General features: G+C 42.1%; 26 protein-coding genes. 19 read left to right on the top strand and 7 right to left on the bottom strand.

What is annotated here, in order from left to right; translation table 11 throughout:
* Positions 1 to 47: 47 nt before the first annotated feature.
* Positions 48 to 1,496, bottom strand: a complete 1,449-nt coding sequence (locus FTT87_RS04085; RefSeq protein WP_180174499.1) for a SulP family inorganic anion transporter — start codon at positions 1,494 to 1,496, stop codon at positions 48 to 50.
* Between the two features lie 219 nt (positions 1,497 to 1,715).
* On the opposite strand from FTT87_RS04085, the gene FTT87_RS04080 reads away from it, so the two are divergent.
* The 3 genes from FTT87_RS04080 (at position 1,716) to FTT87_RS04070 (ending at position 3,443) form a co-directional block, all read left to right on the top strand.
* Positions 1,716 to 2,327 carry a glutathione binding-like protein gene (locus FTT87_RS04080; RefSeq protein ID WP_086195571.1) on the top strand — a complete coding sequence of 204 codons (612 nt, stop codon included), beginning with the start codon at positions 1,716 to 1,718 and terminating at the stop codon, positions 2,325 to 2,327.
* 187 nt (positions 2,328 to 2,514) lie between these two features.
* On the top strand, positions 2,515 to 3,096 hold the full coding sequence (locus tag FTT87_RS04075) for an NAD(P)H-dependent oxidoreductase (RefSeq protein WP_180041795.1): 582 nt from the start codon (positions 2,515 to 2,517) through the stop codon (positions 3,094 to 3,096).
* 26 nt (positions 3,097 to 3,122) lie between these two features.
* On the top strand, positions 3,123 to 3,443 hold the full coding sequence (locus FTT87_RS04070; RefSeq protein ID WP_180041793.1) for a putative quinol monooxygenase: 321 nt from the start codon (positions 3,123 to 3,125) through the stop codon (positions 3,441 to 3,443).
* A 59-nt stretch (positions 3,444 to 3,502) separates the two neighbouring features.
* Here FTT87_RS04070 and FTT87_RS04065 read toward each other — a convergent pair whose 3' ends face one another.
* From FTT87_RS04065 to FTT87_RS04045, 5 genes are all read right to left on the bottom strand, one after another.
* Entirely contained in the window at positions 3,503 to 4,288 is a 786-nt protein-coding gene (locus tag FTT87_RS04065; RefSeq protein ID WP_086200191.1) for a thiazole synthase, read from the bottom strand.
* 11 nt (positions 4,289 to 4,299) lie between these two features.
* Entirely contained in the window at positions 4,300 to 4,497 is a 198-nt protein-coding gene (gene thiS / locus FTT87_RS04060) for a sulfur carrier protein ThiS (protein WP_180041786.1), read from the bottom strand.
* A 16-nt stretch (positions 4,498 to 4,513) separates the two neighbouring features.
* Entirely contained in the window at positions 4,514 to 4,879 is a 366-nt protein-coding gene (locus tag FTT87_RS04055; RefSeq protein WP_086195567.1) for a DUF423 domain-containing protein, read from the bottom strand.
* Between the two features lie 147 nt (positions 4,880 to 5,026).
* Positions 5,027 to 5,896, bottom strand: a complete 870-nt coding sequence (rpoH, locus tag FTT87_RS04050; protein WP_086195566.1) for an RNA polymerase sigma factor RpoH — start codon at positions 5,894 to 5,896, stop codon at positions 5,027 to 5,029.
* Positions 5,897 to 6,036: 140 nt separating this feature from the next.
* Positions 6,037 to 6,270: a sulfurtransferase TusA family protein gene (locus FTT87_RS04045; RefSeq protein ID WP_180041784.1), complete on the bottom strand. Its 234-nt coding sequence runs from the start codon at positions 6,268 to 6,270 to the stop codon at positions 6,037 to 6,039.
* A gap of 382 nt (positions 6,271 to 6,652) precedes the next feature.
* On the opposite strand from FTT87_RS04045, the gene FTT87_RS04040 reads away from it, so the two are divergent.
* Complete coding sequence (locus tag FTT87_RS04040) at positions 6,653 to 6,865, top strand: cold-shock protein (RefSeq protein WP_004648643.1); 213 nt, start codon at positions 6,653 to 6,655, stop codon at positions 6,863 to 6,865.
* 99 nt (positions 6,866 to 6,964) lie between these two features.
* Positions 6,965 to 8,116: an ATP-dependent RNA helicase RhlB gene (gene rhlB / locus FTT87_RS04035; protein WP_086195564.1), complete on the top strand. Its 1,152-nt coding sequence runs from the start codon at positions 6,965 to 6,967 to the stop codon at positions 8,114 to 8,116.
* A gap of 126 nt (positions 8,117 to 8,242) precedes the next feature.
* Here the strand turns inward: rhlB and FTT87_RS04030 are convergent, their stop codons facing one another.
* Positions 8,243 to 8,620, bottom strand: coding sequence for a hypothetical protein (locus tag FTT87_RS04030; protein WP_180174450.1), 378 nt, complete (start codon positions 8,618 to 8,620; stop codon positions 8,243 to 8,245).
* Between the two features lie 227 nt (positions 8,621 to 8,847).
* Here FTT87_RS04030 and FTT87_RS04025 point away from each other — a divergent pair, with 227 nt between their 5' ends.
* The 14 genes from FTT87_RS04025 to FTT87_RS03960 form a co-directional block, all read left to right on the top strand.
* Positions 8,848 to 9,423 (top strand): nitroreductase family protein, encoded by a 576-nt coding sequence (locus FTT87_RS04025; protein WP_180174449.1) that lies wholly within the window; start codon positions 8,848 to 8,850, stop codon positions 9,421 to 9,423.
* A gap of 33 nt (positions 9,424 to 9,456) precedes the next feature.
* Positions 9,457 to 10,530 carry an NAD(P)H-dependent glycerol-3-phosphate dehydrogenase gene (locus FTT87_RS04020; RefSeq protein ID WP_180174448.1) on the top strand — a complete coding sequence of 358 codons (1,074 nt, stop codon included), beginning with the start codon at positions 9,457 to 9,459 and terminating at the stop codon, positions 10,528 to 10,530.
* A gap of 71 nt (positions 10,531 to 10,601) precedes the next feature.
* Positions 10,602 to 11,057: a histidine phosphatase family protein gene (locus tag FTT87_RS04015; RefSeq protein ID WP_180174447.1), complete on the top strand. Its 456-nt coding sequence runs from the start codon at positions 10,602 to 10,604 to the stop codon at positions 11,055 to 11,057.
* 30 nt (positions 11,058 to 11,087) lie between these two features.
* Entirely contained in the window at positions 11,088 to 12,227 is a 1,140-nt protein-coding gene (gspL, locus tag FTT87_RS04010; protein ID WP_180174446.1) for a type II secretion system protein GspL, read from the top strand.
* Complete coding sequence (gene gspM, locus FTT87_RS04005) at positions 12,227 to 12,706, top strand: type II secretion system protein GspM (RefSeq protein WP_086195558.1); 480 nt, start codon at positions 12,227 to 12,229, stop codon at positions 12,704 to 12,706. Before gspL ends, gspM begins: the two co-directional genes overlap by 1 nt.
* A gap of 90 nt (positions 12,707 to 12,796) precedes the next feature.
* Complete coding sequence (locus tag FTT87_RS04000; RefSeq protein ID WP_180174445.1) at positions 12,797 to 13,807, top strand: quinone-dependent dihydroorotate dehydrogenase; 1,011 nt, start codon at positions 12,797 to 12,799, stop codon at positions 13,805 to 13,807.
* On the top strand, positions 13,804 to 14,388 hold the full coding sequence (locus tag FTT87_RS03995) for a CvpA family protein (protein WP_180041771.1): 585 nt from the start codon (positions 13,804 to 13,806) through the stop codon (positions 14,386 to 14,388). Before FTT87_RS04000 ends, FTT87_RS03995 begins: the two co-directional genes overlap by 4 nt.
* Positions 14,389 to 14,412: 24 nt before the next feature.
* Entirely contained in the window at positions 14,413 to 15,951 is a 1,539-nt protein-coding gene (purF, locus tag FTT87_RS03990) for an amidophosphoribosyltransferase (RefSeq protein ID WP_086195555.1), read from the top strand.
* A 129-nt stretch (positions 15,952 to 16,080) separates the two neighbouring features.
* Positions 16,081 to 17,931, top strand: a complete 1,851-nt coding sequence (locus FTT87_RS03985; protein ID WP_373423497.1) for a M48 family metalloprotease — start codon at positions 16,081 to 16,083, stop codon at positions 17,929 to 17,931.
* A gap of 97 nt (positions 17,932 to 18,028) precedes the next feature.
* Positions 18,029 to 18,694, top strand: coding sequence for a hypothetical protein (locus FTT87_RS03980; protein ID WP_180174444.1), 666 nt, complete (start codon positions 18,029 to 18,031; stop codon positions 18,692 to 18,694).
* Positions 18,691 to 19,659, top strand: coding sequence for a D-glycerate dehydrogenase (locus FTT87_RS03975; protein ID WP_180174443.1), 969 nt, complete (start codon positions 18,691 to 18,693; stop codon positions 19,657 to 19,659). The genes FTT87_RS03980 and FTT87_RS03975 overlap by 4 nt, the downstream gene beginning before the upstream one ends.
* A gap of 85 nt (positions 19,660 to 19,744) precedes the next feature.
* Complete coding sequence (locus FTT87_RS03970) at positions 19,745 to 21,184, top strand: M48 family metalloprotease (RefSeq protein ID WP_180174442.1); 1,440 nt, start codon at positions 19,745 to 19,747, stop codon at positions 21,182 to 21,184.
* Between the two features lie 46 nt (positions 21,185 to 21,230).
* Entirely contained in the window at positions 21,231 to 21,599 is a 369-nt protein-coding gene (locus FTT87_RS03965) for a GFA family protein (RefSeq protein WP_180174441.1), read from the top strand.
* A gap of 100 nt (positions 21,600 to 21,699) precedes the next feature.
* Positions 21,700 to 21,863 (top strand): transposase (locus FTT87_RS03960; protein ID WP_042781527.1); only part of this gene is annotated, 164 nt, incomplete at its 3' end.

Below are 21,863 nucleotides of genomic sequence, written 5' to 3'. Positions count from 1 at the left end.
GCTAAAAGCAGCTTTAAAAATAAAAGAACATGAAAGCTGTTTATCTTTCATGAGGATTGATTGTATTGATCAATCAAGGTACTGCTGGCTTCATTCAGGCCTATCACTTCAACCTCAATATTTTGATCTTTAAATTTTTGCACCACGTTATTCAGCATATTCACTGAAGTAATATCCCAGACATGAGCATGACTCAGATCAATCACGACTTTGAAAACATTTTCTTTAAAGTCAAAAAACTGGAAAAATTTTTCGGAACTGCTAAAGAAAATCTGACCATAAATGGTGTAATGACGCATCTCATCCGTACAGCTGGATACGACTTTCACCGCACTTTCCAGCTTGTTAATAATAAACAGCGCAGACAGCAGCACACCAGTCAACACGCCTAAAGCCAGGTTATGCGTTGCCAGTACCACAATCACCACAGCAATCATCACCACATTAAATGCAGCAGGATGCTGACGGAACTGTTTCACTGAATCCCACTGGAAAGTGGTGAAGGCCACCATCAGCATAATCGCCACCAATGCTGCCATCGGCACATAAGCCAACCAGTCTTTGAAGAAAACGACCAGGCAGAGTAAAAATACCCCAGCCACAAAAGTCGACAGTCGGGTACGTGCACCTGAAGAGACGTTAATAATCGACTGGCCGATCATGGCACAACCCGCCATACCGCCCATAAAACCGCTGATAATATTGGCAATTCCTTGGCCACGACATTCTTGATGGCGGTCAGCCTCCGTTCCGGTGATTTCATTAATCACCGTGGTGGTCATCATGGTTTCAAGTAAACCGACCGTAGCAAGGGTGATGGAATAAGGAAAGATGATCTGTAGGGTTTCAAAGTTCAGCGGAATGTCTGGAATCAGGAAAATTGGCAAAGTCTCGGGGAACTGTCCTAAATCACTGACAGTACGCATGTCGGCACCCAAAAATACTGCTAAAGCACTCAGCACAACAATACAGACTAAAGGAGAGGGAATGGTTTTGCCAATTTTGGGCAGATAAGGAAACAGGTAAATAATGCCTAGTCCCAGCACCATAAATAAATAGCCTAAGCTATCCATTTTATTAATTTCCGGCAGTTGTGCGGCAAAAATCAAAATGGCGAGAGCATTTAAAAAACCATACACCACAGACTGCGAGACAAAGCGCATCAGTTTTGCGACTTTAAAATAGCCTGCAATGACTTGAATGATGCCGGTTAAAATCGTCGCTGCCAGTAAATATTGCAGTCCATAATCTTTCACCAAGGTAATCATTAGCAAGGCCAGGGCACCTGTAGCCGCAGAAATCATGGCAGGACGACCGCCAAAGAAAGCAATCGTTACCGCTATACAGAAAGAGGCATATAAGCCTACTTGCGGGTCAACACCAGCGATAGCCGAAAAAGCAATAGATTCGGGAATTAAGGCTAAACCGACCACCAATCCGGCCAACACATCGCTACGGATATTGGAAAACCATTGTTCTTTTTTAAGGCTAATCACACGAATTGATTTCATCAAATTTTAAAGGTGCGTATGGTAAAACAAGTTCAGTCAAAAAAGCATATGAATTTGACTTGAAAATATGCGAAATTTAGACAATATTCAGAAGGTAAATGATTTTTATATATTTACGCTTTTTTGCAATTTACAGGTTTGATCACTTGAAAGTTTGTTAGAAGCCATTTAAAACAGTGAATAGACATATAACAAGGATCAGGTATGAAGCTTTATTATTCTCCAGGTGCATGCTCTTTAGCGTCTCACATTATTTTGAATGAAATTAATGTAGATTTTGACTTGGAACGCGTTGATTTAAAAACACACAAGACAGAAAAAGGGGCTGATTATTACGAGATTAATCCTAAAGGTTATGTTCCAGCTCTAGAAATTAATCCAGGTTTGATCCTTACTGAAAACGTTGCCATTTTACCTTTCCTTGCTCAGCACGACCCTAAACAAGATTTGATTCCGCCATCCGGGCTAGGACGTGCCAAAGTTCTCGAATGGTTGGGATATTTAAACTCAGAATTACATGATGCTTATGCGGTTTTCTTTGGTGCTCCCTTGGAGAAAGAAGCAAAAGAAAAAGCTTATGCAGAAATCGACCGTTTATTGACTTATATCGATAAAGTGATTGGCGAGTCGGATAATGATTATCTGGTGGATGATAACTTTGGCCCGGCAGATGCGTATCTATTCGTATTAACCAACTGGTCGAATGGTATTGAACATGACTTAATGCCATACAAGAACATTGTTGCCTTGCGTAATAAAGTGGCAGAACGTCAGTCAGTACAGATTGCTATGCGGGATGAAGGTCTCATTCCTTAATTTTTTATATTGATTTAAAAAGCACCTTTAGGTGCTTTTTTCAGGTTTAAAAATTGGTTGGATGTGGGATGATCTATGGTTTTATTGTTGATTTTTTATCAATAGTATTTTGCAAATTCATGAATTTTTATCAATAAGATCTTTGAGTATATTGGCCTTATGAAAATATATGATTCAAGGCGAATAAATGAGTAATATCCTGATTGTGAATGGTGCCAAGCAGTTTGCACACTCGAGTGGCGAGTTAAATGACACCTTGACTGAATTGGCAAATGCTGTGCTTGGTGAACTGGGGCATAGCGTTAAAATTTCCCGTGCCGATAGCGACTATGAAATTCAGCAGGAAATTCAAAAATATGTCTGGGCCGATATCATTATCTATCAAATGCCGGGATGGTGGATGGGTGCGCCGTGGACAGTAAAAAAATATATGGATGATATTTTTACGGCAGGTCATGGCATTTTATATGCCAGCGATGGCCGATCACGTTCGGATGCATCGAAAAAATATGGTTCAGGTGGCCTCATCCACGATAAAAAGTATATGCTATCCTTAACTTGGAATGCACCCATCGAAGCGTTTAATGATCCTGAGCAATTTTTTCATGGTGTTGGGGTCGACGGGGTATATCTACCCTTTCATAAAGCCAATCAATTTTTGGGTATGCAAAGTTTAGAGACTTTCATTGTGAATGATGTGATTAAAATACCCAATGTTGCTCAGTACGAACATGACTATCGTCAACATCTGATGGATATTTTTGCTTAATTGATCGGTTGTTTAAGGAGCAGGTTATGTTGATTGTGATTGCCTATATTCAGATTCGCCCAGGTGACCAGCATCGTGAAAATGTATTAAATGCATTTAGAAAAATAACACCTGTTGTTTTGCAGGAACCGGGCTGTCATGGCTATGAGTTGCTGATGGATCATGAATTGGACGTTGATTATCAGACCAAAATTCCGGATTCAATTACCATGCTAGAACAGTGGCAAAGTCTTGAACATTTAAATGCACATTTACAGACTCCACATATGCAAGCCTATCAGCAACAGGTTAAAGATGACGTGCTAGATGTAAAAATTCGGATTATGCAAAAGGGCTTAGTCAGTTAAGTACATTTTTCTTAACATATAAAAAAGGACTCCTCTGAGTCCTTTTTTAAATTCTAACTTTATTTAAAGAAATAACCGGTTTCAGGTGAACTGGCATTGGCCATACGTTTACGCGGCATACGGCCTGCAAGGAATGCTTCGCGACCCGCTTCAACCGCTTTTTTCATCGCAGAGGCCATTAAGATAGGATTTTGCGCCGCAGCAATAGCAGTATTCATCAGTACGCCGTCACAACCGAGCTCCATTGCAATTGCAGCATCACTGGCAGTACCTACACCAGCATCGACCAGTACAGGAACTTTGGCATTTTCCTTAATAATAGAAATGGTATGCGGATTTAAAATCCCCAAACCTGAACCAATCAGGCTACCTAAGGGCATAATTGCCACACAGCCCATGCTCTCTAATTCCTGAGCAATAATCGGATCATCCGAGGTGTAGACCATAATCTCGAAACCATCATCAATTAAGGTACGCGCTGCTTTTAAGGTTTCGGTAACATTTGGGTAAAGGGTTTTTTCATCGCCCAGTACTTCCAGTTTTACCAGGTTGTGCCCGTCCAGCAGTTCACGCGCCAGCATGCAGGTACGCACGGCACTGTTTGCATCAAAACAGCCTGCGGTATTAGGCAGAATGGTATATTTTTCTGGTGGGACTACAGAAAGCAAATTCGGCTGATCAGGATGCTGGCCGATATTGACCCGACGGATTGCGACCGTGACAATCTCTGCACCGCTGGCCTGAATGGCTAAATCGGTTTCAGTTAAATCTTTATATTTACCTGTACCAACCAATAAGCGTGAATTAAAAGTACGAGAACCAATTATAAGTGGGGTGTCTTCCATGGGAGCTCCGATTAACCGCCACCGACGGCATGAATAATTTCAATATGATCTTCAGAGCAAATTGGGGTCTGTGCCAACTTGCTTTTGGAAATGATCATTTCATTCTGTTCTACAGCAAAACGTTTACCTTCAAGTTCAAGTTCTTGAATTAATTCTAGTAAATTAGTGCATGAGGTATTTTTTTCTTCGCCATTCAAATAAATCTGCATCGTTAATTCCCTTATTCTATTTCACGTATTTAAAGGCATTCCATGCTAGTACCAGCCAGCCTGCAATCATTAAAGCGCCGCCAATTGGGGTAATTGCTCCTAAACCGCGGGGTAGGCCTAAGGCCATGACATAGAGTGAACCACAGAAAAAGAAAATACCGACCTGAATCAGGATAAAACTGGCTTTAATGGGAAGTTGGGGAATGACTCTGGCTAAAATGGCCAGCGCCAAAAGTCCAAGCGCATGATAGAAAAAATAATCAGTTGCGGTATGCCACCACGCCAATTGAGCTTCTGTTGCACGAGTTTTTAAGCCATGGGCACCAAAAGCACCAAGCATGACAGCAAAAGCTAAATTGAGGGCTGAAATTGCAATCCACATAAGCAATGACTACCTGAGTAAATTTGCCCCATAACTTAGCATATTCTGGTACTTGCACGGAAGGCAAAAAGCAACATTACTGCAGCCTGCATATGAAAAAAGAGCACTTGGCCCTTTTTTCGAAATACCTTGCATATGTTCGGTCATCTAGTTGGAAGACATGGCCACTTTAATTTTTTCCATGGCGTTTTTTTCAAGCTGGCGAATACGCTCGGCAGACACATTATATTCCGCGGCCAGTTCATGCAGCGTCGATTTTTCATCATCCAGCCAGCGGCGCTGTAAAATGTTACGCGAACGGTCATCCAGTTGATCCATGGCATCATGCAGGGCAGAAGTACTTTGTTCTTCATAGTCGTCTTCTTCAGCCAGACGTGCCGGGTCATAACGGTTATCTTCCAGATATAAGGCTGGCGCGACGTGGGTTGAACCTTCATCATCATCATCGCCTTGCGCTTCAAAAGCAGCATCGTAGGCGGTCAGGCGGCCTTCCATTTCCAGCACCTGTTCAGGTGTGACATTCAAGTCATTGGCAATGGATTGTGCTTCATCCAGAGTGAGTTTTTTACTGGATTTTTTTAAACTGCGTAGATTAAAGAATAATTTACGTTGAGCTTTGGTCGTAGCAATTTTAACAATACGCCAGTTACGGATCACGTATTCATGAATTTCAGCTTTAATCCAGTGTACGGCAAATGACACCAAGCGCACGCCCATATTTGGGTCAAAACGTTTCACTGCTTTCATTAAGCCCAAGTTGCCTTCCTGAATCAGGTCGCCTTGCGGCAAACCATAACCGGCATAACTGCGGGCAATATGAACTACAAAACGTAAATGAGACATCACGAGCATTTTCGCAGCATCTAAATCTTGGTCGTAAAAGTAGCGTTCGGCCAACTCTTTTTCTTGTTCAGCCGTTAAAATAGGAATCTGATTGACAGTACTTATATAAGCACCGAGATTTACCCCTGGTGCCGATAATGACAGGGGCATCAATTGATTGCTGCTGTCACTCATGTGTTCTCCTTGAGAGTTGGATGACATAACCATCTTAATAAATTTATCTTAATCCAATATTTCAGCGAGTTTAGGAAATTTGGGTAGAGAAATGTAATTTTTTATGCACATTTGAAACGTTCTAGTTTAATTGAAAATAATTAAGATTCAATTAAGTAGTGATATTCAAAATCAGAAATTTTAGTCATATTGCAGTTCATTTGATGCATTGAACAATAACGCGTTACATCTTGCTGACTATGTGGATCTGAAGATTTGAGTAAAAATATGCCGCCCGATTTGTTCTTGATCGCTCGCTTAAGCATCAATAACGGCATGGGGCAAGGCTTGCCCATGGCATCAATGATTATTACCGAATTGGTCAGATCATTCATCGCATTTAATATCTAATTCAATTTCGATAAATATTAGCAAATTTAGTGCCAAAGCCCAATAAAATTATAGAACTTCAACATAAAAGTACTTATCTAAAATAAGGAAATAATTAGTAAAAAAGAAGCTGAATCAAAAAGAAGATTAATCAAAAAAAACAGTATGAATTGTCATAAACCCGTGTTAAGCTCGTTGCGTATTCAAATTTATGACAGCATTTTAAATGTCTTAAAATTGGATATTGCAATGGATGTAACCGGGATTTTGTTAATAGTAATACAGAATGATTACAAGCTTAGAAATAATAATTATTTTTAAACCTTGTTTACTCTGCTGTTTGCAACACCGGGTGGTCCTTTAATTAAATACAATGAGGATTAACTTATGACAGCTCGTGAACAAGGCGTAGTTAAATGGTTCAACGACACTAAAGGCTTCGGCTTTATTCAACGTAACGGCGGCGACGACGTATTCGTTCATTTCCGCGCTATCCAAGGTGACGGCCACCGTTCACTTCGTGACGGCCAACGTGTTGAATTCAGCGTAGTTAAAGGTCAAAAAGGCTTCCAAGCTGAAGAAGTACAACCTTTAGACTAATCGCCTGATTATTCATGAGAACGCCCCAATGTAATTTGGGGCGTTTTTGTTTATAATAGATTCCTATTTTTCCTGATCATTAAGTTAGAGCACATTTATATGTCATCTGGTTTTGAAACCTTAAATTTACATCCGAAACTGAAACAGGCGATTGATGCTTTAGGTTTCAAAGAAATGACACCTATTCAGGAAAAGGTTTTAAAATTCACTCTGGCTGGACATGATGCCATTGGTCGTGCACAAACCGGTACAGGAAAAACGGCGGCTTTCCTGGTGAGTGTGATTAATGATTTGCTCAATAATCCGATTAAAGAGCAACGTTTTCGTGGCGAAGCACGTGCGCTGATTCTTGCGCCTACACGTGAGCTGGCTTTGCAGATTGAAAGTGATGCCAAAGAGCTTACCAAATTTACCGATCTACATCTGGTGACTTTGCTGGGTGGGGTAGATTTTGATAAGCAGAAAGCGCAGCTGGATAAAAATTTTGTCGATATTATTGTGGCGACGCCAGGCCGTTTAATCGATTTTGTTGAGCAAAAAGAAGTCTGGCTGGACCAGATTGAATTTTTGGTGATTGATGAAGCAGACCGTTTGCTGGATATGGGATTCATTCCATCGGTAAAACGGATTGTGCGTTTTTCTCCGCGTAAAGAACAGCGTCAAACCTTAATGTTTTCTGCCACCTTTAGCTATGATGTATTGAATCTGGCGCAACAGTGGTTGTTCGAACCGGTGACTGTGGAAATTGAGCCGGAAAAGAAAACCAATGCCGATGTAGAGCAACGCGTTTATATGGTTGCCAAAACTGATAAATATAAATTGTTGCAAGAAATCTTGCGTGATGAGCCGATTGAAAAAGTCATGATTTTTGCTAACCGTCGTGACCAGGTACGTAAGCTTTATGATCACCTGAAAAAAGACGGCTATAAAGTGGTGATGTTGTCAGGTGAAATTGCACAGGACAAGCGCCTAAAAATGCTGGATCAGTTTAAGAACGGCCAACATAATATTATGATCGCGACCGATGTTGCAGGCCGTGGTATTCATGTGGACGGTGTTTCGCATGTAATCAACTTTACCCTTCCTGAGCAGTCTGACGATTATGTGCATCGTATAGGCCGTACCGGTCGTGCGGGAAGTAGTGGGGTAAGTATCAGTTTCCTGTCTGAAGATGATGCGTTCTATCTTCCGGAAATTGAAAAAGCCATTGGTCAGAAATTGCCTTTAACCCGTCTTGAAGGTTATTGTTAATTTTCAAGATATTTATCTCAGCATTAAATAATGCGATAAACAAAAAAGCCGCTTATTGAAGCGGCTTTTTTTGCCCTAGATAGTTGTATTGAATAAATAAGATGAGGCAGGCTGTGATTTGGTTTCTTAGTTAGCTCGGCAAGTGAAGGTCAGGATGGTTTGATAGTCTTCATCACGTGCCAGACTGCTACTTTTGCCAGCCAAGGTACCCAGTACAGTAGTTGCAGCCTGAATCATTTGTCCGGTTTTTTCATCGACGACACCTTTTAAGGCACCGTTGTATTCAGTTTTTTCATTCACGATAACAGGCGTGGCTTTTTTACCACAGGTATTATTGGCTGCAGTAATTGCATTATTTTTAGAAATTAAACTGCTTTTACCGATACCCGTCACTTCATATTGATTATTTTCTTTTTGAATCGCTAATGAGGTGGTTGGATTGGATGTACAGGCAGTTAAGGCGACAGCAGCGGCAACAGAAGCGAGTGCAAAAACTTGTTTCATCTTTTTCCCCTGAGATTGTTTTAAAAAGAATTTGAATTATTTGAACATGATTTTTTGAATGATTTTTGAAGGACTTGTATGAAATATGCAGCTTTATATGAACTCTCTGTGACTGAAAGTTGGTTAAGTTAGCTATTGTGGAGTAGACATTCACTCAACGCTCTAGAGTATCTAAACAAGATTATGCTAATCTTGATGAAATATTTAGTACACAGATATCAAAGTCAATGACGGATTCAGCGGTAGATACGGTTCATCAAAATATTCATCAACGTCAGTCGATTGGGCATTTGGTTGAGCCTGCGCCGAATGCAGAGCAACTGGAAAAAGCCTTTCAGGCGGCTTTGACTGCACCAGATCATCATCGTTTAAAGCCTACCCGTTTTGTGGTGATTCCGAGTGATCAGCGTGAAGCTTTTGGTGAGTTGCTCTCCAGGGCTTTGGCGGATTTGGGTGAAACTGATTCTGTTCAATTGGATCGGGTAAAAAACCATCCATTTCGTGCACCGCTGCTGGTTTTGGCATTAACCCAATTTCAGCCCCATCCTAAAGTGCCTAATTTTGAACAAACCTTAAGTTCGGGTGCGGCAATAGAAAACTTCTTGTTGTCTTTACAGGTACAAGGCTTTTCAACCATGTGGCGTAGCGGAGCGGTGGTTGAGTCGCCGTTGTTGAAGCGAAGCCTGGGACTATCAGAAGATGATTTAATTTCTGGAATTATTTATATTGGAACGGCAGCGAAAGCGATTCCAGCGCGTACAGCAGTGGATACACAAAACTATGTCAGTTACTGGAATAAGTAACTGTATTGAATCATGAGTTGAGATATAAAAATAATGTCAGAGTTGAAATTTTCAGATCTTGTTGAACCGGTTGTGGTTGATCAAAAAACGGCCTTGCGTGTGACCGTGTTGGGCGGTGGCAGTTTTGGTACGGCAATGGCCAATACTGCTGTACGCAATGGTTGTGATACCATGATCTGGATTCGTGATGAGGCAGCGGCAGCAGAAATTAATCAGATCCATATCAATAAACGCTATTTACCCGATTTTGTTTTGGAGCCGGGTTTAAAAGCGGTATCGGATTTAGAAACAGCTGTCTGTAATCGTGACATTATTTTGGTGGCTATTCCTAGCCATTCTTTTCGCGATGTACTGAAACAAATTAAGCCTTTTATTAGTTCGCAGGCGGTGATTTCCTTAACCAAAGGCATTGAGGCAAAAACTTTTCATTTCATGAGCGATATCATTCGTGAAGAATTGCCTCAGGTTCCCTATGGTGTCCTTTCAGGACCGAATCTGGCCAAGGAAATTATGGCCGGGCAACCTGCGGGAACGGTGATTGCCAGCCAATCGGAACTGGTGCGTTATGCCGTACAGCAAGCGTTGCATAGCGCATTGTTCCGTGTTTTTGGTAGCGATGATGTGCATGGTGTGGAGCTGGGCGGGGCGTTAAAAAATATCTATGCTGTTGCCATGGGTATGGCTGCGGCTTATAAGGTGGGTGAAAACACCAAGAGCATGATTTTAACCCGTGCACTGGCAGAAATGAGCCGTTTTGCGGTGAAACTGGGTGCAAACCCGCTGACTTTCCTGGGATTGTCTGGCGTGGGTGACTTGTTTGCAACCTGTAATAGTCCGCTCAGCCGTAACTATCAGGTGGGTTTTGCCTTAGGTTCAGGCAAGACCCTGGAGCAGGCCACCAGAGAATTGGGCCAAACTGCTGAAGGGATCAATACCATTGTGCAAGTGCGTAGCCGTTCGGAAGAATTAGGTGTCTATATGCCCATTACCAGTGCATTATATGATGTGATTTTTGAAGGTGCACCGCCTTTAAGTATTGCACTTTCACTTATGAAAAATGGTCATCGTAGTGATGTGGAATTTGTTTTACCTCACAATGAAGTGTAATTTTAAATCATATTATTGCGTTCATAAAGCTTGGTTATAATTGATGCATATTTGAAAATAAGGAATTTTTTATGCAACTTACCTTAGTCCGTCATGGTGAAGCCGCTCCAGCGGTGCATGGCAATGATGATAAGCGTCCTTTGACCGAGCGTGGACATGCGCAGGCCCAACTCACTGCAGAATATTTAAAGGATATCATTCGTCCTGATGCTTTTGTGGTGAGTCCTTTATTGCGTGCGCAGGAAACCCTGGCACATTTACAACATTATTTTCGTGATGTACCCGTACTGGTGTGCAATAAGATTAAGCCGGATGATGATGCAAAATTGGCAGTAGACTGGCTGTCTCAGCTTCCTTATGAGTCTATTGTGGTGGTGTGTCATATGAATGTAGTGGCGCATATGGCATCATTGTTGACCGCAGAACCTTTTCATCCGTATGCTCTGGCTGAAGCGCGGATATATGAACAAGCAGTGATTGCAACAGGATTATCAACACAGTTAAAAAGTTTTATTCCAAATGTATAGAATATTAATTAAAACGGCAGAAAAATATTGATGTTGTATTTATGGATGCCTGAAGCCAATGGGGTTTGGCACTGGTCAACTGGAGAGAGTTGGTCTCAGGCCTTTAGTCTTGAACAATTAATTCAAGATATTCAAGGCTATCATGGACAAGAAGCTGTGGTATTTTTTCCCAGTCGTGATGTACAAATGCTGCAACAGAGTCTATCCAGGCCCCAGTACAAGAAATTGGGTACGGATGGGGTTAAATATTTATTAGAAGAATTTGTGCTTTTGCCCATCGATTCCATGAAAATATTGCATCATTTTCAAAATCCCGATCAGTTAATCATTTTGGGTGTGGCAAATAGTACGGTTGAAACCTTGCAACATGCTTTGAACTTAATCCCGGTTAAAGTTGCTTCCTTATTGCCCGATTTTCTCATTTTACCAGCTCCAGAAGTGGGGCAGATCATCATTGCGAACCTGTCCGGGCGCTTGCTGGTGCGTGAAAGTGAATTTATGGGCAATTCGGTGGATGATCTGGCACTGTTTTTAGATTATCAGCCTTCGGGGCAATCTTATAAAATCAGTAATTTTACCGCTGAACAAATGCAAAGCCTTGAAGCCATGGTGACGCAGGAACAGATTGAATCTTTCCATTATGAAATACCGGTATTAAAAAAAGCGCGACTTCATCCTTTTAATATTCTACCTAAAGCTAAAAACAGTCAGGCTATGTCCGGTTATTGGAAAGCCTGTGCTGCTGTCTTGGTTGCTGCTATTGTTGTCCAGTTTGGCTATGATGCAACATGCTGGTATAAATATAAAAAAGTGGCAGACCAGACTGCGTTGCAAGCGATTGATCAGTATAAATACTGGTTTGGACAGAGTAGCCGTGTCACCGAACAGAATTTAAAAAGCCAGTTTGAAAGTCATGTGCGCTTGAATAAAAGCGCCAATACCCAAGCCTTGCAGTTACTTAGTCGTATTGGCCCGGTGCTCATGCAAAATCAGATTGTGGCGAATCGTATCCACTACGAGGCTTCGGCCTTAAACATGGAGCTGAAAGCAAACTCATCGACTGTGCTGCAAAATTTAATCCAGCAGCTGAATCAGCAAGGCTTTAAGGCAGAATTAGGCACTGTTCAGCCCAATGGTGCAGGTGCAATTGGATTGGTGAAAATACAATAATGAATACATCAGAAAAACTGCAAAACTCGATTGATCAATTCATTGAAAGAGTCACGGATTATCTGGATCAGTTATCGCAACGTGAACGTTATATGGTGATCTTTACCACTATTTTTGTTGTGATTGCGGTTATTGGTTCGGCACTCTGGTATATGCATGCCGCTGCGAATAAACAGCAGAATCGGGTCAATGATCTTAAGGATATGATTGTATGGATGCAAAGTAATGCAGTCACCATGAAACCTGCAGATGATGTGCAGTTAACTGCTGCAGAAAAGGTTCAGCGTGTTGCCCAGCAGCAGGGATTATCGGTGGCTTCCCAGCAAACGGGTGAGCAAATCCAGATTGTTGCGGCACATGAAAATTATGCCATCTTGGCAAATTTTTTAACCCAATTAGTACAAATGGGTCTAAGCCTTGAGAAAATAGAACTAATTTCTGATGCTGGTCAGATTAAATTAACAGCGACAGTGCAATAAAGGGTAAAAATAAAGATCTGTGAAGCATGGTGTTTTCTGCGGGCTATGCCTATAATATGCCGACTTAAAAAGCAGTAGACTTTTATAGATATGTTGTATTCTCTTGCCCGCCCTTTGTTGTTTTCTTTAGCACCAGAGCGTGCACATGAGCTCACACTATCGTTATTGAAATCAGCTCATCGCATGGGCATGATGCGTCAAAACGTAGCGTCCAAACCTGTGACCTGTATGGGAATTGAATTTTCCAATCCGGTAGGTTTGGCAGCTGGTCTGGACAAAAATGGCGCTTATATTGATGCTCTGGCTGGGCTGGGCTTTGGTTTTATTGAAATTGGAACCATTACACCACGTCCCCAATCGGGCAATCCACATCCCCGTTTATTCCGTTTGCCTGAAGCCAAGGCCATTATTAACCGTATGGGATTTAATAATGACGGTGTAGACAAGCTGATTGAAAATGTCAAGGCAGCAAAATTCAAAGGTATTTTGGGTATTAATATTGGTAAAAATGCCGATACCCCGGTTGAAAATGCTGTGGATGATTATCTGATCTGTCTGGAAAAAGTCTATAACTACGCTTCCTATATCACGGTTAATATTTCCTCACCAAATACTAAAAACTTGCGCAGCCTGCAAAGCGGCGATGCATTAACAGAATTGCTGCAAACCTTGAAAAAACGTCAGCTTGAACTGGCGGAAGAGTATCAGCATTATGTGCCTTTAGTGCTTAAAGTTGCTCCTGATCTGACCGACGAAGATATCCAGTTCATTGCGAAACAATTGCTCCAGTTTAAAATTGATGGTTTGATTGTGACCAATACCACCTTGTCACGTGAAGGGGTGGAAAACCTGAAATATGGCAACGAAGCGGGTGGTTTGTCCGGTGCGCCTGTATTTGAAAAAAGTACCGCTTGTCTTGCTGCTTTTGCTAAAGTATTAAAAGGTCAGATTCCATTGATCGGGGTAGGCGGAATTTTGTCGGGCGAACAGGCCATTGCGAAACAACAGGCCGGTGCCAGTCTTGTACAAATTTATAGTGGCCTCATATATACAGGTCCAGCCCTGATTAAAGATTGTATTGATGCTTTAAACACACCATGAATACACTGGATATCTTTATACTGATTATCTTGCTCATTGGAGGGCTCAACGGTTTGCGACAAGGATTGGTTTCAGCCTTTGCGAACTTGGTAGGATGGGTTCTTGCGCTGGTCATCGGTGCAAAATACGCAGCCATCCTGGCACCTTCGATGGTCTCGCTCAGTGGAGATCCAGTGGTACAAAAAATAGCAGCTTTTGCATTTATTGTATTGGTCATGGTGGTGTTAACCTGGATTGTCACCGCATTTCTGAACAAAGTATTGAAGAGCCTGAAACTCGGCCCATTGAACCGTTTGGCAGGTGGTGCTTTTGGCTCTTTAAAAGGTTTATTGATTGTACTCATCACCATGCAGGGCCTGGGTCCCTGGGTGGAAAGTTCTCCGCACTGGAAACAGTCTAAATTTGTACAACTCCTTATTCCGTATGCGCCTTGGGCGACCGAACTTTCTAAAGAAGCGGCGCAAGGGGCACTTGCTCATATCAAGTCTGAAGACGCAGCGTCATCTTCCGACTCATCGTCTGAAAAAACGCAGAAGCATGCAGCGCGTACAGGCGAATCAACAAATAATCCTTTTTATTAATCCTAGCTTGTTTGCGAGGTTGCTATGTGTGGAGTAGTTGGTATAGCTGGTAAGTCACCCGTTAACCAAATGTTGTTTGATGCATTAACGATGTTACAGCATCGTGGTCAGGATGCAGCCGGAATAGTAACCTGTCATAAAGGGCGGCTATTCCTGCGTAAAGACAACGGTATGGTACGAGATGTCTTCCATACGCGTCACATGCGTGCACTGCTAGGGAATTACGGTATTGGTCATGTGCGTTATCCGACAGCGGGTTCTTCGAGCAGTGCAGAAGCACAGCCATTTTACGTGAACTCGCCTTACGGAATTACCCTGGCGCATAACGGTAACTTGACTAATGCTGAAGAAATTCATGAAGATTTGTTTAAAACAGATCTTCGTCACATGAATACCGATTCGGATTCTGAAGTACTGTTAAACGTTTTTGCTCATGAAATGCAGAAAAGTGGCGAGTTGAATCCGTCGCCGGAAGATATATTCAATGCGGTGACACGTGTACATGAGCGCTGTAAAGGTGCTTATGGTGTAGTTGCCATGATTACCGGACATGGTCTGGTGGGTTTCCGCGACCCAAATGGCATTCGTCCATTGATTTATGGTTCTCGTGAAACGGAAAAAGGCCTTGAATATATCATTGCTTCCGAGTCTGTAGCGATTACCGCTTTAGGCTTTAAAGTTGAACGTGATATTGAACCGGGCGAAGCCATTTTGATTACTTCAAAGGGTGAGCTGTTTAGTAAGCAATGTGCTGAAAATCCTGAATATCGTCCTTGTATCTTTGAATATGTGTATTTCGCACGTCCAGATGCCATCATTGACGGCATTTCAGTGTATAAAGCACGTTTAAAAATGGGCGAAAAGCTTGCCAGCAAAATTATCCGTGAATGGGGTGATGAGCACGACATCGACGTGGTGATTCCAATTCCGGATACTTCTCGTACTTCTGCTTTGGAACTGGCAAATAGTTTGGGTGTTAAATTCCGTGAAGGTTTTGTGAAAAACCGTTATATCGGACGTACCTTTATTATGCCGGGTCAGCAGCAACGCGAGAAATCGGTACGTCAAAAGCTAAACCCAGTTGAACTGGAGTTTAGAGGCAAAAACGTTTTACTGGTGGATGACTCGATTGTACGTGGTACCACCTGTAACGAAATTATTCAAATGGCACGTGATTCCGGGGCGAAAAAAGTATTCTTTGCTTCGGCTGCACCAATGGTAAAATATCCAAACGTGTACGGTATTGATATGCCAGCAAAAGCGGAACTGATTGCCTCAAACCGCAGTGTTGAAGAAATCCGTGAAATTATTGGTGCAGACCGTTTGATCTTCCAGGACCTGGAAGATCTAAAAGGCGCAGTTCGTACCAACAAGGTACCAGCATTACAGGAATTTGACTGTTCGGTGTTTGATGGTGTGTATGTAGCGGGCGGTATCGATGAAGCTTATCTGGAGGAACTGGAAAGCAAGCGTAATGACTCTGCTAAAAAAGCTCAAGACGGTTATATTGATGTCAATATTGATGCGGCGTCAGTGGACTTGACTGGCGTGAAAGAAGAATAAATTCTTCTTGGATGCGATGAAAAGCGGGAAATTCCCGCTTTTTTAATTTATGATGAGTAAATAAATACAATGTAATAAAGGAACTTTACATTGAAGAGTGCGGGTTATTCTTTTATTCAAAACAAAAATATGATTTGGTCTGCAAGTATCTGTGTACTCGCGGTGTTGCTGACATTATTTATTTTAAATACCATTTTGGGGTTGAATGTTTTTTATTTTGATCAAACTCAATCCATCTTCTGGCATGTGTTAAGTCCCTATTTGATTGCTTTATTACTGAGTGTGATGGCTGTTTCTATAGGGTATGAGTTCTATGTTTTTCGTTCTGGTGGGCATTCACTGGCGAAACAGATGGGAGCTCGTCGTTTAAACTTAATCGAAAGTATTCCTGAAGAAAGTATAGCCCTAAAAATTACCGAACAGCTGGCTGAAACCTTTTTAATTGATACACCTACGGTATATGTGTTGCCTGATGAAGTTGGGGTAAATGCACTGACAGCCGGATTTTATCCACGTGATATTGTGATCATTTTAACTTGGGGTGCTTTGCAGAATCTGGATGAACTGGAACTTTATGGTCTGTTAAGTCATGAATTCAATAAAATTTTATCGGGTGAAACAGCTGAAAATACGCGTCTAAAAATTCTTTACAGCAGCCTGACGACTTTGAGCCAGTGGGGCAGTAAAATTGCCAAATTAGGCTTTACCAAGCATGGTCGGGCATATAGGCATAAACTTGCGACTTTCTTTGTAGCTATGGGTGGGCTGATCTGGTTGGTTGGGAGTTTAGGGGTTTTGATTACCCGTTTTATTAAATATATTTCACTCGGTAGTCGCACTTTTAAGAATGATCAAAAAACCAGGCGTCTGATTCAAAATGATGCCAATGTGCAAACCTTATTGAGAATTCATGTACATCATTCAGGATCACAAATTCATAGTGAATATGCAGAATCCATTTCACATATGTGTTTTGCCAATTCTTTAGGTCCACAGAACTGGATGAATATTCATCCGCGTATCGATCAACGTATTTATGAGTTGAATCCTGGTCTGGTGCAGGATTTACAGCTCGAAAATTTGAAGAAATTGCGCAATCAGCCCTTATTTAGCCTGTTCCGTTCGCTTGAGGAGCTGAACAGTGAAGTTTATATACCCTGGAGTTCCCCGCAACCCTTGCCATTGCTGCGCCTATCACCAATCAGTTTTGCCCTGAAGGATGCCATTAAACCCTTAAATCCAGAAATTCGAAACAATATGCAGCGTCCTGAATTAATCCAGCGTGCATTGCAGACTGCTACGGGTTCGCGAGAAGTGATGGTGGCCATTTTAATGATTCGGCAGTACCGTGAATTTATTCCGGCTGAAGCCGAAGTCAGCCGCGCCATCGTGGATTCATTACTGCATTTAGATGGACGGGTTCATATCTCGATCTTTCGCGAGGCATGTAAAAATATTGGCTCTATGCCGGCGACCATTGCACGCCAGTTTTTGATGAAACTGGCGCGAATTATTCAGGAAGATGGTGAAATTGGTTTATTGGATGCTTTATTGCTTGAATATGTGAAACATGAATTGAATCTTTTACCGATTCATACTCCAACGTCTTTGGATGAGGTGAAACCGCATATTGTGCGTTTGATTGATGCCTTATTGCATGTGCAGCAAATTAATAGCCACAATCAGCTTGATGTGCGTGAAAAAATCCTGAAACGGGTATTAACTGTAAAAGAACTGGAAATTTATGCTGAAATTTCGGACGAGCCGATTGATTTAGCAGAAATTCTGAATGATATTGCGGGTTTACTACTGCGTGACCGTCTGAGTATTTTAGGCATTGCAGAATTATGTTTGTGGAATGATCGTATTATTACCCAAGATGAACTGGATGTTCTGGAGCTGTTGTATTGGCGTTTTGGTTTTGAAACCGATGAAATTGTCGAGTTGATGCAGAAGAAAAACAGTTTGATGATCGTCTAATCCCCATACGACAAAATGCCGGATGATTCAATAAAAGCTCAGCAAAAAATCGCTAATCTCGTTAGAATATCCACTATTCAATTGGTGATGAAAAAAGATGATAGGGCATCAGCGTGACATATTGGCAACTTTAGGAATCGATATCTGGGTTCCTCGGGATGTTGTATGTCAAAAAATGCTATCTTCATCGCTGTGGCGAGATCAGGCAGCAGCTGAATATCAGACTGAAATTGTGCTGGCAAAAGCACCAGCCGTACTACCACTAGCCCTTAAAGCAGACCAAAGGCAAGAGCCTGAACGCACCGAGTCTTTAATCTCTCCAATTGCAGCAGTAGAAGAAAAAATTGACATTGTCGCCGAGGGGATAGCAACACGTCCGGCACAGCAAATTTCCCCTTTTCAGCTGCAAGCATTGGCTTTGTCACACTGTGTAATTGTAGTGGACACAACAGAAATCACCGCTGAGCAGCAGCAACTTTGGCATAATATACAACATGCAGTATCGGGTGAATATAATGAATTGCAGTGGCCATTTCCTTTAATGAATTTTCAGGATGGTCACGGTGCGGAAAGTTATGTACAAGGCTTTTTAGATGCAATCAGTGCAGATAAAAATATTATTTTTCTGGGGCAGAGTGCTTATTTAAAACATTCAAAAAGCATCAATCTGGCGGGTTTGCAGGAAATGCTGACTCAGCCCCTGTTAAAAAAACGCTTGTGGCAGTTTATGCAAAAATCGTCTCAAAACACGGATAGAACATGAACAAGAAAGTCGTGGTTTTTAGCCAGTTAGATCAGGATATCCTTCAGCGCTTGCAACAGCAATATCAGGTGGTCATCATTAACCCGAAACAGGGGGATGTCAACCAACAGATTCTTGAGCAAGTTAAAGATGCCGATGCAATGATTGGTGCAGGGCGGTTATTGAATGAAAATAATCTAGCAACTGCGCAACAGCTTAAAATTATTTCCAGTGTCAGTGTGGGTTATGACAATTACGATCTGTCCTATTTAAACCAGCAAAAAATCTGGTTATCTAATACCCCGCATGTATTAACCGAAAGCACTGCCGATTTGGCGTTTAGTCTGCTGATGAGCGCAGCACGTAAAGTTCCGACTCTGGATCAGTGGACCAAGCAGGGTAAATGGCAACGCACTGTGGGGACGGCGCAATTCGGGCAGGATGTTTTTGGTAAAACTTTGGGGATCATCGGTTTGGGCAATATCGGTGCTGCGATTGCACGCCGTGGCTTTTATGGTTTTAACATGAACATTCTTTACCATAACCGCCGTGAAAAACTTGAACTGGCGCAGCCTTTAAATGCCCGTTATTGTGCTTTGGATGAGTTGTTGCAGCAGTCTGATTTTGTAGTGGTTGCTGTTGATCTCAATGCTGAATCTCAGGCCTTGATTGGGCAGCACGAGTTCGATCAAATGCAGTCGCATGCAGTTTTTGTCAATATTGCCCGTGGTTCTGTGGTGGATGAGCAGGCACTCATTAATACACTTAAAGCCGGCAAAATTTTTGCTGCTGGACTGGATGTTTATGTAAAAGAGCCTTTGCAGGAATCAGAACTTTTTGCTCTGGAAAATGTGGTGACTATGCCGCATGTCGGTTCTGCGACTGCTGAAACGCGTAAAAAAATGGCTGAGCTGGCCTATTGTAACCTGGTGGATGTGCTGGAAGGCCGTACACCGCCTTATCTGGTGAATCCTGCCTTTACTTAAACTTTGATAACACTTCATTGCAAATTGCTCCAATTTTCAATGTTATAGTCAGGTGAATTGAAAAAAGCAGTTTGAGAACATCACATTGAAACGGTTTTTATGGGCGTGTAACCTGACTTTGATTTCAGCAATCACATTAACGCACAGTGCAAATCTCAATTTAACCTCACAATTTAATGTTCCTGAAATTGGTAGTGGTGTTGGTCTGATTGACCAGCAAAAAGAAAAAATGATTGGTGAAAAGGTCTTTCGTGAAGTCCAGCACCAAATGCCTGTCTTGCAAAATCCGTGGCTGGAAGATCAGTTGGGGAGTGTATTTTCACATATTTTAAGCCAGACCCAGCTGGGTCAGCCCATAGGGCTGGTGATTATCGATGATCCTCAAATCAATGCTTTTGCCGTTCCGGGTGGATTATTTGCCATCAATACGGGCTTAATCACTTCTGCCCGAAATATGGATGAAGTGGCTGGGGTGATGGCGCATGAAGTGGCCCATGTGTCACAGCGTCATTACAGTCGCTCACAAGAGGCGTTTAAGGGGCAGGGCCTGTTAACTGTGGCAGGATTACTGGTTGGCGCGCTAATTGCTTCTCAAGCTGATGGGGATGCTGGAACTGCAGTCATGCTGGGTTCTCAGGCGGCATTGATGGATAAACAGCTGAACTATAGCCGTAACCAGGAACGTGAAGCAGACCGGATTGGCATGCAGTATATGTATAGCGCAGGCTATAATCCGCAAAGTATGGCGGACTTTTTTGAAGTCATGGATAGGGCAACCAGCAAGGTCAGTTTCTTGCCTGATTTCTGGCTCACCCATCCACTCAGTACAGAACGGATGAGCGAGGCGCGTTTAAGAGCCAATCAATTCCCTCTGGTAAAATCAAGCTTGCATGATGAAGATTTTGAAATACTGAAGTGGTACAGCAAGGTCATTTCTAACCAGACCACAGAGCAACAACTTCAGGTTTTGGCGAATCGCAATAATTTTTCCGGCCAGCTGGCATTGGCTGCTTTTTATCTAAAACAAGGCGATTATGTTTTAGCTCAGCAAGTTTTAGATCAGGCAAAGGCACAGCAACGCTTAAATAATTTGTTGGTTTTGATTCAAACCGATATTTATTTGGGGCAAAACAAAACCGAGCAAGCCTATCAGGCGATTCAGTCAGCCGCACGAATTATGCCGGAAAACAGGGCTTTGGCTTTTAAACTGGCAGAAGTTTATATCCGTCAAAAAGAGCCTGTACAAGCTTTCAGTCTGATCCAACGCTTTATCAATAAAAATCCGCGTGATATTCAGGCTTGGCGCCTGATGCAGCAAGCGGCCAATATAGACCGGTTGTCACCGTTTAGAACGGTGAATGTGCTGCGTTATCGGGCAGAAGTAGAATACTGGTCGGGTTCGGAAGAAAATGCGATTAAGTCTTTATTACATGCACAGCGCTTGGCTAAAGATAATGCTGTGTTAGCTGCAAAATTAAAAGTACGGATTCAGGAAATGCAAAAAGAGCGACAGCTCAGAATTTAGTTGCATATGATTATGTTGCAGTGATAATAAAAACAAGGAGTAACACATGCTAGAAGGTCAATGCTTATGTGGAAGGGTGAAATATCGTTATCAGGGTGAAATTGAAAAAACCATCATCTGTTACTGTAAGGGTTGTCAAATGGCGCAAGGCTCAATCTTTGCCTGGAACAGTCCGTTACAGCAATCAAAATTTGAAATTACCACTGGACTTAAATTTTTAAAAGAATATTTCCATAGTCCGAATAAAGCACGGGTTTTTTGTCAGGAATGTGGTAGTCCAATTTATTCTTATCGGGTCGATTTGCCTGAAATTATTCGTTTACGTTTGGGAACGGTCACTCAAGGTCATTTACCTGCGCCTTCCGAGCAAGCCTATGCACAATATAAACCTGATTTTCTGTATATAGATGAATAAAATCTACAGCTGAAGTAAGCATCCGGCTAACACAGCCTTACCAAGCGATCCTATAAGCCTTAATTTAGTTCCCACCTAAAAACAAGTGGGGACTTAATCCATGAACATGGATATATATTCAGCAACACCTCCTGTTGCTAAAAAACGCAGAACATACAGCAAAGAATTCAAACTCAGTATTGTCAATGCCTGTAAAAATCCTAATACCTCGATCGCTTCGGTCGCACTGCAACATAGTATTAATGCCAACCTTGTCAGTCGTTG

Origin of the sequence: Acinetobacter sp. YH01022 (genome assembly GCF_013420235.1) — a bacterium.
Lineage (GTDB): Bacteria > Pseudomonadota > Gammaproteobacteria > Pseudomonadales > Moraxellaceae > Acinetobacter.
Note: the sequence above shows the minus strand (reverse complement) of the source record. Positions and strands in the feature narration are given on the sequence as shown.

Excerpts from the sequence above, each read along its gene's own strand:
- gspM (WP_086195558.1), top strand. The coding sequence starts at position 12,227 with ATGAATACATCAGAAAAACTGCAAAACTCGATTGATCAATTCATTGAA.
- FTT87_RS04080 (WP_086195571.1), top strand. The coding sequence starts at position 1,716 with ATGAAGCTTTATTATTCTCCAGGTGCATGCTCTTTAGCGTCTCACATT.
- gspL (WP_180174446.1), top strand. The coding sequence starts at position 11,088 with ATGTTGTATTTATGGATGCCTGAAGCCAATGGGGTTTGGCACTGGTCA.
- rhlB (WP_086195564.1), top strand. The coding sequence starts at position 6,965 with ATGTCATCTGGTTTTGAAACCTTAAATTTACATCCGAAACTGAAACAG.
- FTT87_RS04065 (WP_086200191.1), bottom strand. The coding sequence starts at position 4,288 with ATGGAAGACACCCCACTTATAATTGGTTCTCGTACTTTTAATTCACGC.
- FTT87_RS03995 (WP_180041771.1), top strand. The coding sequence starts at position 13,804 with ATGAATACACTGGATATCTTTATACTGATTATCTTGCTCATTGGAGGG.
- FTT87_RS04070 (WP_180041793.1), top strand. The coding sequence starts at position 3,123 with ATGTTGATTGTGATTGCCTATATTCAGATTCGCCCAGGTGACCAGCAT.
- FTT87_RS03975 (WP_180174443.1), top strand. The coding sequence starts at position 18,691 with ATGAACAAGAAAGTCGTGGTTTTTAGCCAGTTAGATCAGGATATCCTT.
- thiS (WP_180041786.1), bottom strand. The coding sequence starts at position 4,497 with ATGCAGATTTATTTGAATGGCGAAGAAAAAAATACCTCATGCACTAAT.
- FTT87_RS03965 (WP_180174441.1), top strand. The coding sequence starts at position 21,231 with ATGCTAGAAGGTCAATGCTTATGTGGAAGGGTGAAATATCGTTATCAG.
- FTT87_RS04045 (WP_180041784.1), bottom strand. The coding sequence starts at position 6,270 with ATGAATGATCTGACCAATTCGGTAATAATCATTGATGCCATGGGCAAG.
- FTT87_RS04020 (WP_180174448.1), top strand. The coding sequence starts at position 9,457 with ATGTCAGAGTTGAAATTTTCAGATCTTGTTGAACCGGTTGTGGTTGAT.
- FTT87_RS04040 (WP_004648643.1), top strand. The coding sequence starts at position 6,653 with ATGACAGCTCGTGAACAAGGCGTAGTTAAATGGTTCAACGACACTAAA.
- FTT87_RS04025 (WP_180174449.1), top strand. The coding sequence starts at position 8,848 with ATGACGGATTCAGCGGTAGATACGGTTCATCAAAATATTCATCAACGT.
- FTT87_RS03985 (WP_373423497.1), top strand. The coding sequence starts at position 16,081 with ATGATTTGGTCTGCAAGTATCTGTGTACTCGCGGTGTTGCTGACATTA.
- FTT87_RS03980 (WP_180174444.1), top strand. The coding sequence starts at position 18,029 with ATGATAGGGCATCAGCGTGACATATTGGCAACTTTAGGAATCGATATC.
- FTT87_RS04015 (WP_180174447.1), top strand. The coding sequence starts at position 10,602 with ATGCAACTTACCTTAGTCCGTCATGGTGAAGCCGCTCCAGCGGTGCAT.
- FTT87_RS04000 (WP_180174445.1), top strand. The coding sequence starts at position 12,797 with ATGTTGTATTCTCTTGCCCGCCCTTTGTTGTTTTCTTTAGCACCAGAG.
- FTT87_RS04055 (WP_086195567.1), bottom strand. The coding sequence starts at position 4,879 with ATGTGGATTGCAATTTCAGCCCTCAATTTAGCTTTTGCTGTCATGCTT.
- purF (WP_086195555.1), top strand. The coding sequence starts at position 14,413 with ATGTGTGGAGTAGTTGGTATAGCTGGTAAGTCACCCGTTAACCAAATG.
- rpoH (WP_086195566.1), bottom strand. The coding sequence starts at position 5,896 with ATGAGTGACAGCAGCAATCAATTGATGCCCCTGTCATTATCGGCACCA.
- FTT87_RS04030 (WP_180174450.1), bottom strand. The coding sequence starts at position 8,620 with ATGAAACAAGTTTTTGCACTCGCTTCTGTTGCCGCTGCTGTCGCCTTA.
- FTT87_RS04075 (WP_180041795.1), top strand. The coding sequence starts at position 2,515 with ATGAGTAATATCCTGATTGTGAATGGTGCCAAGCAGTTTGCACACTCG.